This is a genomic window from Polaribacter tangerinus, from assembly GCF_038024095.1.
Taxonomy (GTDB): Bacteria; Bacteroidota; Bacteroidia; order Flavobacteriales; family Flavobacteriaceae; genus Polaribacter; species Polaribacter tangerinus.
In genome coordinates this window covers 2,286,310-2,300,403 of sequence record NZ_CP150668.1, presented here as the reverse complement: position 1 = coordinate 2,300,403, position 14,094 = coordinate 2,286,310, and the positions used below count along the sequence as shown (strand labels likewise).

11 protein-coding genes are annotated in these 14,094 nt (G+C 33.1%); 10 read left to right on the top strand and 1 reads right to left on the bottom strand.

Features of this window, described 5'->3' with window-relative positions:
• The first annotated feature begins 53 nt into the window (after nucleotides 1-53).
• From WHD54_RS10025 to WHD54_RS09995, 7 genes are all read left to right on the top strand, one after another.
• Nucleotides 54-1,340 (top strand): site-specific integrase, encoded by a 1,287-nt coding sequence (locus WHD54_RS10025; protein WP_088323553.1) that lies wholly within the window; start codon nucleotides 54-56, stop codon nucleotides 1,338-1,340.
• A gap of 527 nt (nucleotides 1,341-1,867) precedes the next feature.
• A complete protein-coding gene (locus WHD54_RS10020) occupies nucleotides 1,868-2,371 on the top strand; it encodes a hypothetical protein (protein ID WP_088323554.1) in 504 nt (167 codons plus the stop codon).
• A gap of 638 nt (nucleotides 2,372-3,009) precedes the next feature.
• Nucleotides 3,010-3,657, top strand: coding sequence for a DUF6291 domain-containing protein (locus WHD54_RS10015; protein ID WP_088323556.1), 648 nt, complete (start codon nucleotides 3,010-3,012; stop codon nucleotides 3,655-3,657).
• A 75-nt stretch (nucleotides 3,658-3,732) separates the two neighbouring features.
• Nucleotides 3,733-3,933, top strand: coding sequence for a helix-turn-helix transcriptional regulator (locus tag WHD54_RS10010; RefSeq protein WP_088323557.1), 201 nt, complete (start codon nucleotides 3,733-3,735; stop codon nucleotides 3,931-3,933).
• A 16-nt stretch (nucleotides 3,934-3,949) separates the two neighbouring features.
• Nucleotides 3,950-5,503 (top strand): type I restriction-modification system subunit M, encoded by a 1,554-nt coding sequence (locus WHD54_RS10005; protein ID WP_088323558.1) that lies wholly within the window; start codon nucleotides 3,950-3,952, stop codon nucleotides 5,501-5,503.
• A 70-nt stretch (nucleotides 5,504-5,573) separates the two neighbouring features.
• Nucleotides 5,574-6,647 (top strand): restriction endonuclease subunit S, encoded by a 1,074-nt coding sequence (locus WHD54_RS10000; protein WP_088323559.1) that lies wholly within the window; start codon nucleotides 5,574-5,576, stop codon nucleotides 6,645-6,647.
• The gene (locus WHD54_RS09995) at nucleotides 6,648-9,494 is read left to right on the top strand and encodes a type I restriction endonuclease subunit R (RefSeq protein ID WP_088323560.1); all 2,847 of its coding nucleotides are present in this window, start codon (nucleotides 6,648-6,650) and stop codon (nucleotides 9,492-9,494) included.
• A 723-nt stretch (nucleotides 9,495-10,217) separates the two neighbouring features.
• Here WHD54_RS09995 and WHD54_RS09990 read toward each other — a convergent pair.
• Nucleotides 10,218-11,318, bottom strand: a complete 1,101-nt coding sequence (locus WHD54_RS09990) for a formylglycine-generating enzyme family protein (protein ID WP_088323561.1) — start codon at nucleotides 11,316-11,318, stop codon at nucleotides 10,218-10,220.
• 154 nt (nucleotides 11,319-11,472) lie between these two features.
• On the opposite strand from WHD54_RS09990, the gene WHD54_RS09985 reads away from it, so the two are divergent.
• From WHD54_RS09985 to WHD54_RS09975, 3 genes are read left to right on the top strand one after another with little or no spacing between them, the layout of a single operon-like run.
• Nucleotides 11,473-12,126 (top strand): TetR family transcriptional regulator C-terminal domain-containing protein, encoded by a 654-nt coding sequence (locus WHD54_RS09985; RefSeq protein WP_088323562.1) that lies wholly within the window; start codon nucleotides 11,473-11,475, stop codon nucleotides 12,124-12,126.
• Between the two features lie 29 nt (nucleotides 12,127-12,155).
• Entirely contained in the window at nucleotides 12,156-13,460 is a 1,305-nt protein-coding gene (locus WHD54_RS09980) for an ABC1 kinase family protein (RefSeq protein ID WP_088323563.1), read from the top strand.
• A complete protein-coding gene (locus WHD54_RS09975) occupies nucleotides 13,460-14,080 on the top strand; it encodes a flavin reductase family protein (protein ID WP_088323564.1) in 621 nt (206 codons plus the stop codon). Before WHD54_RS09980 ends, WHD54_RS09975 begins: the two co-directional genes overlap by 1 nt.
• Nucleotides 14,081-14,094: the final 14 nt, after the last annotated feature.

Here is a 14,094-nt window from a genome sequence, read left to right as displayed (position 1 = left end):
TCATAGAGTACTGTATATCAATTAGTTATTAACTTATTAAAAAACAGGAAATTATGAGTAATGTCAAGTTCAACTACTTTTTAAAAAACAACCCAAACAACAAAAGAGAACTCCCAATTGTGATGACTATAGTGATGTCGGGGGAACGAACACAAATGTTCACCGGTCTATGGACTGTGAAATCGAAATGGAATCAAAAATATTCTAAAGTGATCGGAACTGATCCCGATTCAAAATCAATTAATGATACCCTACTCTCTTTTATTTCAAGAGGACGAAGGGTTGTAAATGAACTGGTAGTTTCAGGTAAACCATTTAATCCAAATACTGTCAAAGACAAACTAAAGAACGGATTCTCTAAAAATCTAAAAACTATAGAGTCTTACGATCTATTTTTAGAGAGGATGGAAAGAAAAATTCCATCCAAGTACACAAGATCCACTTACGTAAAATACTTAAACACCAAACTCAGAGTCGAGGAATTTATCAAACACTACACCAAGAGAAATGACATCTTTCTTTATGAGTTAGATTCGGAATTTATGGAGAATTTTGATCTGTGGTTACGAGATAAATATAAGGTTGCACACAATACGGTTTATAAGACCTATCAGAGATTTACAAGATTTATTCGATTAGAAGTATCCAATGGAAATTTGGACCGTTACCCCTTCCCTAATTACTCCATAAAGATGATTCAAAAACAAGGTCACTACCTGAGTTTTGAAGACATTGAAAAATTAGAAAACTTGGTGGTTGACCTTCCAAGACTCTATCATGTCAAACACCTTTTTTTATTCTCTGTTTATACAGGTCTTGCGTACGCAGACATGAATAAATTATCTAAAAAAGATCTTTATACCGATGACGAAGGAATGATGTGGATTAAGACCTATAGACAAAAGTCAAAATCAAGAGTGTCAGTTCCTCTGATCTCTAACGCAGTAAAATCATTACAAATTTTAACTAATGGGGATTTTCAGATTCAAAAGGGTAAACTACTTCCAATGAAATCTAACGTAAGACTCAATTATGAAATCAAACAGATATGTTCAATGTCAAGAATTAAAGATTATGAAAAAGTGACCTGGCACAGTGCCAGGAGATCTACAAGTTCGATCATGATGAAAGTTGGAATTCCATTACAAATTCTTCAAAAGGTGTTATCTCACAAATCACTTTCAACATCTCTTATGTATTACACCCATGTAGAAGATTCTCATGTGAAAGAAGGTATGAAGTTATTGGATGAAAAACTAAATCAAAGAGTAGAGATCCCTAAGGATGGACCTATAAATCTAAACACCCTACAGAATCTATTAAAGAACTCATTAAATTAAGTCTAATGATCTGTAGACACTTAGTTTGGGAGTTGTTTGATAGGAAGAAAAAACACCGAGAATAGTGCCAAATTAATGGACTAAATCCTCAGTGTTTGTGGGTAAATAGTGGAGTCGAAAGGACCACTAACTTCTACTACCCACTCAACACTATAAGATATTGAATATCATTTGTTTGAGTGTCAATATCTAAGTTCAAAATAACTCCTCAAATTCGTGTTAGGTGCATATATTCCAACCAAATCGAGTTTTGAGTACTGATTTACTTCAAATTTAATGCAACTACATTAATGGTCCTAATTGAGGTATTGTTTACTGTGCCAATAACAATTGAAGACTGAAGGTGATCTTACTGAGTAGTTCAATTTTAATTTGCATAGAATTATATGATTCTTCTATGGTGAATGAATTGATGTATATATATTATCCCCCCGGGATGGGTTCCCCCCGGTACCCCCCCTTAAATGGTGGTAAAACGGTGATATTATAATGGGGGTCAATACCGTCTAAAAAATATTTTAAAAAAAATGAGTGAGTTATGGGATCTATTGGTAATTGGGTACTGGGTTGTAACTGGTGCTACTTTAATTATGGTGATTATAAAACTATTATTTCCTCAATACATCTTTACCATTGATGAAGTCACTGAAAGAAAAAGTGAGGTTTATAATTGTGTATTAGAGATGATTCAAGTCGATTTGGGTGTCCAAATCAAGGACTTGAGAGTCATTTATGATTATTCCCCCAATGATGAATTTAAAGGGTTCTATCAACAGGAGGATCACTCCATAACCCTGTGTCTTAAAAATTTAGATAATGTTCATTCATTTATACTTACTCTTATTGAGGAGATCCATCACTCCATATTTGTATCAACGAAATCAGGTATAAAAATTTATGAGTTATACGATAGGAAAGTAGGATACGATAACAACCCTCTTGAATACGCTGCTAAAGTATATGCACTCAATAATTTCAAATCAATTCACAGAGTTTTAAAAAAAAGAGGTCTCATTCGTTATAAGGTATAGAACCCTACAGTTGAATAGTTTCTTCAAATAATTATTTAAACCCATTTTAAGGGGGTTTTAGAATAATTTCAATTGGATTGGAAGTCTGTATTATTCCGACAAAAAATAATTCATCCTACGACCAAAATCGATCATTAATTTAAGTTCTTTTGATTGGTAGTCCAACTCTTGTTCAGATATCATTCCAAGATCCTTTAAATAGTATTCACGCAACAGTTCTCTCTCCCACGGGGTGATTTCAAATTCAGTAGGAAGGTGATTGCACCAGTAGTTACACCCTAAATTTCCTTTTCCACGTATCATCGATTACAATTTTGTTCAATTTATTTTGCAACGCCTCACGGATGACCTGCGACATTGAAACCTTGTCTTCAAGGATGTTTTTTTGAAGTCTACAGTACTGATCCTCTGTGATGCGCACTACAAGTTTTCTGTTTAGTGATTTCTTCATTTAATATAGTTCTTAACTATAAGTACTTGGGTAATTGAAAAAAGTCATACAAAAGGGGGTTGACTTTTAAAATTTAAATGTGTATAGGTTATATAACCTTACAATCAAATAATAAAAACTAAAAAATCCTCATTTGATTAAGTGTTGTAAGGTTCACTTTTTCGATTGAGGATTCATTTTTTAAAATATGAAAACAGAAAAAAAATCATTCTTATTCTATCATTCTTGGAAATCGTCAATTGATTTAATTGACGATTCTACCCTCAGAAAATTTGTTAACAATTTAATCTCATATCACGAAGGTGCAGAATTGGTTTTAGAATCAGTTGAGGATAACCTACTGTGGAATGGTGTCTTACCTGCGTTAGAGTTGAATAATTTAAAATACAATGAAAGAATTGAAAAAAATCGAGAAAATGGAAAAAAGGGTGGTAGACCGCGTAAAATCAATGCGAAAAAAGAAGAACCAAATGGTTTATTTGACAAACCCAAAAAACCGAATGGTTTATTTGATAAACCCAAAAAACCAGACAACAGTAAAAAGATAATTGTTAATAGAAAACAGGAAAAAGTAAAAACAGAAGAGATTATTGATGATAGAGAATTGATAAATCAAATTGGAAAAAAGGAAATCGACTACGGAGAATTGAAAAATAATGAATTGAAACAGGAATTGAGAGAGGGGATTAGAAAACAGTTTCCAAACTATTCTGATTTTCAAACGATCACTTCTCCTGAAGAAATTCTCTCCTGCAGGGAAAGAACACCTGATTACGTTTGGAACAAGGTTGAAGAGGATCTCATTAAAATCTCAATCCTTTCAGGTTACAAGTAACCTGTAGTAAAATTAAGGTAAAACTTATATAAGAATTACCTTAATATTTTTATATTTGTTAAAACTCAAATGAGTATGCAGTACAATAGAATTAAATCGGTGTTGGAAGAAAAAGAAATTTCTCAAAAGAAATTATCTGATCTAATGGGAGTATCCGTTGTTACCATCAATTCTTGGTGTAACCAAAAATCTCAACCCTCTATTCGTACCCTATTTGAAATTTCAAAAATTTTAAAAACTACACCTGATAAGTTAGTAAATAACAAAATCGGGTAATAAATTATAAAAATCTATGTCAGAAGAACAGAGACGCCAACTTGATGCGCAATTGTGGGGGATCGCAAACCTCCTAAGAGGGAAAGTAGATCCCGATGACTACCGCGACTACATTCTTGGATTTATATTTTACAAGTACCTGAGTGAGAAACAACATTTGTATGCAGATGAACTACTCAAGGGAGAATCTGTAACAGATTTTGAACTGGTAAAAGATCAAGAGACTTTGGATGCAATTCAAGAGGAAAGTCTTATTTCAATAGGGTACTTTTTAAAACCAGAGGAACTCTTCTCTTCAATCACAAAAAGAGGTAATTCCAATTCCTATATTTTGGATGATCTTCAATCTGTTCTCAACCATATTGAACAATCTACTTCAGGTACTGAAAGTGAAGATGACTTCAACGCACTCTTTGAGGATTTGGATCTCAACTCAACCAAGTTGGGAAGAACTCCCAATGCACGAAATGAGATCATTGTCAATATCCTAACCTACTTAGATGAAATTGACTTTCGATTGGATGAAGTTGAGAGTGATGTAATAGGTGATGCGTATGAATACCTAATTGCAAAGTTTGCGTCTGGTGCAGGAAAATCTGCGGGTGAATTCTATACCCCTCAACAGGTATCTAAGATTCTATCTAAAATTATTACTACTGGTAAAACTAAACTCAAGAGCGTATACGATCCAACCTGTGGTTCAGGATCGTTATTACTTCGTGTTGCAAGAGAAGTAGAGGTTGGTGAGTTCTACGGACAAGAACTCAATCGAACAACCTTTAACCTTGCACGAATGAATATGATTCTTCACGATGTTCATTATCGTGATTTTGATATTCGTCAAGAAGATACTTTGGAGGATCCACAACACCTTGATAAACGATTTGAAGGTATTGTTGCAAATCCACCTTTCTCCTTAAACTGGAAGAGTGATGCAAATCCATTGTACGCATCAGATGAGAGATTCTCTCAATATGGTAGACTTGCACCAAAATCTAAAGCAGACTTTGCGTTTGTGCAACACATGGTGTATCAGTTAGCGGATAATGGAACCATGGCGTGCGTTTTACCGCACGGAGTTTTGTTCAGAGGGTCAAGTGAGGAAGTCATTAGAAAATATCTAATCAAAGATCTCAACTATTTGGATGCAGTAATCGGATTACCCTCAAACATCTTCTTTGGTACTGGTATTCCTACATGTATTCTTGTATTAAAAAAATGTAGAGAACAAGACGAAGACATTATTTTTATTGATGCAAGTGGAGATGATCATTTTATAAAGGTTGGTAAACAAAATGAACTTAGAGATGAAGATGTGGAATTATTGGTTAATACCTACCGCAACCGAGAATCTATCGATAAGTACAGTTCTGTGGTGACCCTTCAAGAAATTGCAGAAAACGACTACAACCTTAATATCCCTCGATATGTAGACACTTTTGAAGAGGAAAAGGATGTAGACTTGGAAGAAGTTTCAGGTGAGATTCAATCTTTAGAAAAGGATCTATCAGAAACGAATCAAATCATTCAATCTTTCTGTAAAGAACTTAATATCTCAACCCCATTTTAATATGAGTGAGGTAAAAAACATACCGAGATTAAGGTTTCCTTCATTTTTTAATGAATAGAAACAGGACAAATTGAAGAAGGTAATTAATTTTCAGAATGGTGTAGGACATGAAAGATCAATAGATGAGAATGGAAATGTGGTAGTAGTAAATTCTAAATTTATTTCTACTGAGGGTACTGTTCGAAAATATACGGATAAAGTACTTTCCATTATTCCTGATGACAGTCTATGTATGGTTATGAGTGATATACCTAATGGTAAGGCGATTGCAAAGTGTTACTATTTTGAAAAGGGTGACTATTTCTCTCTCAATCAGAGAATCTGTTCGATAAAATCAGAAACAGAGGTGAATAAATTTTTATTTTACCGAATTAACAGACATAAATATTATTTAAAGTTTGATAATGGAGTTGGGCAGACAAATCTTAGAAAGTCTGAGGTACTAAATTGTCCAATAAAATTCCCATCCCTCCCTGAACAACAAAAAATTGCAGACTTCCTAACTGCGGTAGACAAACGAATTGAACTTTTAGAGAAGAAAAAGACCCTTTTGGAAACCTATAAAAAGGGTGTGATGAAAAAGATCTTCAACCAAGAGATTCGATTTAAAGACGACAACGGTAACGAATTTCCTGATTGGGAGGAGAAGAGGTTAGAAGATGTTTTAAATTATGAACAACCAACGAAATATTTGGTTGATTCAACCGATTATTCTGACAGTTACGACCTTCCTGTTCTCACTGCAGGTAAATCCTTTATTTTAGGTTATACTAATGAGACTACAGGTGTATATTCTAATCTTCCTACAATAATTTTTGATGACTTTACAACATCTTTTCATTATGTAGATTTTGAGTTCAAGATGAAGTCATCTGCAATGAAGATGTTGACAGTAAAGTCAAATAATTATAACCTCAAACTTGTTTTTGAAATTATGAAAAATTTGAGATTTGTTCTTTCCGAACATAAAAGGTATTGGATTTCTGAATATTCTCAAATGTTCATTTCAATTCCTTCAAATGAAGAACAGACTAAAATTTCAAACTTCTCAAATCAATTAGATACTCAAATTGAATTATTAGAAACCCAAATCGATAAATCAAAAACTTGGAAAAAAGGACTCCTTCAAAAAATGTTTGTATAGATGACTAAACAACCTGAACTAATATTAGAAAATAACTTGGTAGACCAATTAGTTGGTTTAGGGTATTCTCCAGTCTCAATTAAAGACGAGGGGGATTTGGTATTGAACCTAAAATCTCAATTGGAGAAACATAATAAAACTAAGTTCAATGATAACGAGTTCAAACAGATTCTAAACTACATAAGTAAGGGAAATATCTTTGAAAGATCCAAGACTCTAAGAGATCGTGTTCCTTACATTAACGATAAGAACGAGACTAAGACCATAGAACTGATTAATCAACAGTTTTGGTGTCAGAATGAGTTTCAGGTAACCAACCAAATCACCATAAAGGGACAATACGAGAACCGTTACGATGTAACTATTTTAGTAAATGGTTTACCTCTTGTTCAAATAGAATTGAAACGTAGAGGGTTAGAGCTCAAAGAGGCGTTTAATCAAACTAATCGTTACGAGAGACATTCCTATGGTTCAGGTCACGGACTCTTTCAATTCATTCAACTATTTGTGATTTCTAATGGAGTAAACACTAAGTACTTCGCAAACAATCCGATCAAAGAAAGATCTTTTAAACAGACCTTTTATTGGAGTGATGAAAACAACAAACTCATCACCCAATTATCAAAATTCACGGACATCTTTTTGGAACCTTGTCACCTTTCCAAAATGATCACCAAATACATCGTTTTAAACGAGACTCATAGAGTTTTAATGGTGTTGCGACCATATCAGTACTACGCAACAGAAAACATCGTAGAACGTGTTAAATCGACTGATAAATTTGGATACATCTGGCACACTACAGGAAGTGGAAAAACCCTTACCTCATTTAAAACTGCGCAAATCCTGACGCAACTATCAAATGTCCATAAAGTAGTGTTTGTAGTAGATAGAAAGGACTTGGATTATCAAACAACTAAAGAGTTTAATTCTTTCTCTAAGGGAAGTATAGACGGAACAAACAACACAAACACTCTTGCGAATCAATTGGCGGGAGATACCAAACTGATCATTACAACAATTCAGAAACTAAACACTGCGATCACCAAAAATAGGTATCAATCAAGAGTTGAAGGTCTTGCAGATAAAAAAGTGGTGTTCATTTTTGATGAATGTCACCGTAGTCAATTTGGAAAGACACATGAAGAAATTAGAAAATTCTTCCCAAGTTCTCAGATGTTTGGATTTACAGGAACACCGATCTTTGAGGAAAACGCAGGGTCAAACGAATTTGGAAAACGAACAACAACCATGTTGTTTAATAAGTGTCTACACAAGTATGTTATTACTGATGCAATCAGAGATGAAAACGTACTAAAATTTTCTGTAGAGTACATTAGTACTTTTAAGAAGAAGGAAAGTATTGTAGATATAAATGTTGAAGATATTGATGAGACAGAAGTGATGAATTCTCCCGCACGGTTAGAAGGTGTAGTTGATTATATCATTAACAACCATGACCGTAAAACCCATAACAGAAAATTCACCTCTATCTTTTGTGTTTCGAGTGTATCGGTATTGGTAGAGTACTATAAGATCTTCAGGGAGAAACAAAAAGACTTAGATAATGATAAGAAACTAAAAATTGCAACTATTTTCTCCTACCAATCCAACGAAGAGGACAAAGACACCCTTGGAAATTTTGGAGAGGAGTTTTCTACTGCAGCAGAACCTGAATCTGAATATGTAACCCAACACTCAAGAGATTATTTAGAGGACTTTATTGGGGATTACAACAAAACTTTTGGAACTAATTACACTACTAAGGATAGTCAATCCTATTACAATTATTACAATGACATTGCAAGGAAAGTAAAGGAGAAACAAATCGATGTTCTATTGGTAGTTAACATGTTCCTTACTGGATTTGATAGTAAATTATTAAATACTCTTTACGTAGATAAAAACTTGAAATTTCATGGTCTTATTCAGGCGTACTCGAGAACCAACAGGATTTTTGGGGAGTTGAAATCTCAAGGAAATATTGTCTCTTTTAGAAATCTAAAGAAACAAACTGACGATGCAATTCGATTGTTCTCTAATTTAGACAATAAGGATCTCATTGTTATGGAACCTTACGAGGTTTATTTAGAAAGATTTAATGATGCGTATAACAACCTAACAAAACTTACCCCCAGCGTTGACAGTGTCAACGACTTAATTAGTGAGGATGATCAATTCGAGTTTATTAAACTCTTCAGAGATCTAATGCGAGTAAAAAACGTTCTTAACACCTTTACTCAGTTTGAAATGGAAGAAACTGAAATGGAGGATCAAGAGTTTGAAGACTACAAGAGTAAGTACTTAGATCTTTATGATAGACATAAGGGTGATTCTAAAGAAAAGGTATCCATTATTAATGATATTGACTTTGAGTTAGAACTTATTCATAGAGATGAAATCAATGTCTCCTACATACTTAATCTCCTTTCAACACTTAAGAATAGTCCAATTGAGGAACAAGATACACAGAGAAAGAAAATAATTGAAATCATCTCAGGTCAATCCGATCTTAGAAGTAAAAGAGAATTAATCGAGAAGTTCATTGATGAAAATCTACCTCACATTGAGGACAGTGACAACATCCCTGAGGAATTCGAAAAGTTTTGGGATAAAGAACGATCGGAATACATCGATAGATTGGTTGATGAAGAGAAGTTAGATAAGGGTAAACTTGAAAAAGTGATAGGTGATTACCTCTTTACCGAAAAGGAACCATTGAGAGATGATCTAATTGACATGTTGGATAAAAGACCATCACTGAAAGAAAGATCATCTACCTCAGAGAGACTAAAAAATAAGATTGTAGACTTTGTAGAGACTTATATTACTGGTGTCGCAGTATAGTCCCACATCCCATCCATTTTTCTGAAAATATTTTTTTGACGGTACTGACCCCCTGTTACCATAACCGTTTTTTCACCATTTAAGGTCTGATACAGGAGGAGTTCCTCCCGCGGGGGGAGGTCAATATATATCTATTGATACAACCACCACAGTTATTGATGGATTATCTCTGCGGATTAGAATTGAGAAGGGAGATCCTAATCACCACGGTCCTGATCAGAGAATGTAGTTGGCGTAACCCTCCACAGGTATAACGATATAACGGTTATAGGTAAATAAGTGAATCCGCGGGGGAACTAACAATACCATTAGTATTAGTCCAACTGTTATAACAACAAGTATCACCTATCACAGATCCTCTTCAATTGTAGTTGGCGGGAATACTGATGTGATAAATAGGAACCGTAACCCAATACCATTAAATTTGTGGTAAATCAGTACTCAAAACTCGATAACGTTGGAATAATTGCGACATGAACGAATTTGAGAGGTTTTTTGAAACATTAAAATTGACACTCAATTAATTGATATTCAATATCTAATAACAGTTGAGAGAGTGGTTAGGTTACGAGTTCAACGATCTCCACACTTAAAATCCCAATCAACTATATTTTTAAAGTACAATTGATTGGGATTTTTTTTGATAATTTCCATTTAGAAATATTTAAACGTAATTACTTCTGCTAGCCCAAAAAAACTTGCTTTTTAGTCATTAACAACTATTTAATTCAAATCAATCTCCAACATTTCTGGGGTTGCTACGGTTCTAAAACCGATATGATCTGAACTAGAACTTGGCTCCATACCCATTCTAGCAGATATTCTAAAACTAGCACAATATGAGGCATGACAAAGAAAAGAACCACCTTTCATAACATATTCTAACTGTCTTGGGTTAGAAGGTGAAAAAGGAGTTTTTGCACCTGTCGGATTTCTTAATACTTTGCTCTTATCTAAAGATGCATAATAGTTTACATTGAATAAATCGGAAGTCATTTCCCAAACATTTCCTGCCATATCATAAATACCCAAACTGTTTGGTGGATAGGATTTAATAGGTGATATATATTCAAAACCGTCTTCAGAAATATTTTTTGTTGGAAAAACACCTTGCCAAGTATTGGCATTTTTATTTAAAGCATTGGCATCATTTCCCCAAACAAAAATATTATTTTTGTTGTTTGCTTGGGCTGCAGACTCCCACTCTGCCTCGGTTGGTAATCGTCTGTTTGCCCAATTACAATAAGCCAAAGCATCGGCATAACTTACATGAACAACTGGGTAATTTTCTTTGCCTTTTATAGAACTACCAGGCCCTTCTGGCTGTCGCCAATTAGCACCAATTTTCCATGTCCACCATTGCTGGTAATTATTCATAGAAACCACTTTACCAGCATTCTTATTAAAAATTAAACTACCTGGTTGTAAAATAGAATCGGCTGGTCTTGGCGTATTTGCAGGTAAATCTTTTTTTATTTCATCCCAATCTATTGGTTTTTCTGCAGTTGTAATGTAGTTTGTTGCCGCAACAAAATCACTAAATTGCTTATTAGTTACTTCATTTACATCAATAAAAAAACCATCTACATAAACTTCATGGGACGGTTTTTCTCTATCCATCGCATAATTATCATCTGCCTTTGCTCCCATCAAAAAAGTTTTGGGCGCTACCCAAACCATCCCCTTTGGTGCACTTTTTATGAGGCTTTTAACGCTTGTATTATCTACATTCGTATTTGATAATTCCTTTTTTTTACAAGAAAGTAAGACTGCAATTAATAAAAAAAATGACAGTACCCTTTTGGCAGTTGTAAACCTGATCATATAATTTTCTTTTTTTTAAAAAAATCAAAGATAACAATTCCAATAAATTGGTTTTACTAACAGTGAAATATTTACCGTTTTTAACAAAAGATTATTGTTTAACATTTTATTTATTTTATTAAACATTCGTATCTTTACATAAAATTTAATCATTATGGCTCGTAAGAAAAATATTACAAAAGATCAATTAATTTCATGGTACATGGATTTTGTTTTAGAAAATAACCATGCACCAAAATCGGTATTTAGTTTTGCCAAAGAAAATAATTTTGAGGAAGCAGAATTTTACAAATACTACGGAAATTTTGAAGCGATTGAGCAATCAATTTTTAGCGAATTTTTTAATAATACCATAAAAGTTTTGGCAAAAAGCGATGCATATGAAAACTATGACGCCAAAAACAAACTATTAAGTTTTTACTTTACCTTTTTCGAAATTTTAACCGCAAACAGAAGTTATGTTGTATATGCGATTGAAAAAAATGGTGATTTAAAAAACCTAAAATCTTTAAAAAATTTAAAAGAGGACTACAAGACATATATAAGCAATATCGGTATAGAAAAAATAGATTTAAAGGAAGAACGATTAGAAAAAATACAAGACAAAACACTACAAGAATCATCGTGGGTTCACTTATTAATTACCATGAAGTTTTGGTTAGATGACACTTCTGCATCCTTTGAAAAAACAGATATTTTTATAGAAAAATCTATCAACGCTCGTTTCGATTTAATGGATATTAAACCGCTTAAAAGCATTATAGACTTTGGAAAGTTTATTTTAAAAGAAAAAGTAAACTTTAACTAAAAACACTAACCACATACTTTCCTAAGCCTATGAAAACCATAGATTCTATACCTACCTCTAAAATACAACGTGCTTCTAAATTAGTTTCTACAGGAGCAAAAATTGGTGTAAACTACCTAAAATATTATGGCGATAAAATTACCAAAACAGAAGATGAAGCCAAAGCAAGATTAAATGAAAATAATGCCGATGATATATATGATGGTTTAAAACAGCTTAAAGGAAGTGCCTTAAAAGTGGCGCAAATGCTAAGTATGGAAAAAAGCATTTTACCAAAAGCCTATGTAGAAAAATTTTCGTTATCGCAATTTTCTGTCCCACCTTTATCTCCTGCTCTTGTTTCTAAAACTTTTAAAAAATATTTTGGTAAAAACCCAGAAGATATATACGATAAATTCGATTTAGTATCTGTAAACGCTGCAAGTATTGGCCAAGTTCATAAAGCAGAAAAAGCAGGTAAAAAATTAGCGGTTAAAATTCAATATCCGGGAGTGGCAGAAAGTATTGCTTCAGATTTATCTTTGGTAAAACCGATAGCCGTAAAAATGTTTAATATTAGAGGTAAAGATTCCGATAAATATTTTAAAGAGGTAGAAAATAAATTGGTAGAGGAAACTAATTATATTTTGGAAGTAGCACAAAGTAAGGATATTGTTGCCGCTTGTAAACATATTCCGAATTTAAAATTTCCCAACTATTATTCTGATTTATCTTCAGACAGAATAATCACTATGGATTGGATGAACGGTATCCATTTGTCTGAATACATCCCTCAAAACCAAGAAATATCTCAAAAAATAGGTCAGGCGCTTTGGGATTTTTACATGTACCAAATGCACATTCTTAAAAAAGTACATGCCGATCCTCATCCTGGTAATTTTCTAATATCACCAGAAAATGAATTGATAGTGATTGATTTTGGTTGTATGAAAACAATTCCATTAGAGTTTTACACACCTTATTTTGAATTGGCAAAACCGGAAAGTATTAATAATGCCGAAATTTTTGAGGAGAAGCTATATGAATTAGAAATTTTGAGAAAAGATGATTCTAAAGAAGAATTAGACTTTTTTAGAGCAATGTTTCATGAAATGCTATCTCTTTTTACACAACCTTTAAACAACGAAATATTTGATTTTTCTGATGAAGTTTTCTTTGGTAAAATAGCAGAACTTGGTCAGAAATATGCCAAAAGTACAGAGCTTAAAAACATGAATGGTAATAGAGGTTCTAAACATTTTATATACATAAATAGAACGTTTTTTGGCTTGTATAATTTAATGCACGATTTAAAAGCTAAAAACATTAAAATAAATAACTTTAAAGATTTGTAATGGCATTTTTTACAAGAAAAGACATCGACAAGCTAGAAAAAATATATAAGATAAACCTTATAAATAGTTGCTCTGGCTTTAAATCTGCAAATTTATTAGGTTCTATTTCGAAAGAAGGAATTACCAATGTTGCCGTGTTTAGCTCTGTAATTCACTTGGGCTCAAATCCGCCAACCTTAGGTTTTATATTAAGGCCCACTACAGTGCCAAGAAATACTTACAAAAACATACAAGAACTGGGTACTTTTACTATCAATCATATTTATGAAGATATTATTGATGACGCACATCATACTTCTGCGAAATATGCCGAAGAAATTTCTGAATTTGATGTAACCAATTTAGAAGAGGAATACAAAGGCGCCTTTAAAGCTCCGTTTGTAAAAAATGCTCCGGTTCAAATGAGCATGAAGTTTATAGAAGAGATATATGTTCCTTCTAATGATGTTATGCTTATTGTGTCTCAAATCGAAGAGTTATATGTAAATGACCAATTACTCCAAAAAGATGGACTTATTAATCTTTCGAACGGAAAAATAGCCACTATAAACGGATTGGACACCTATGCAATTCCGAAATTTAAGAAACAATTATCGTATCAAAGACCAAAAAATAATTAGTTTTTTTTACTGAT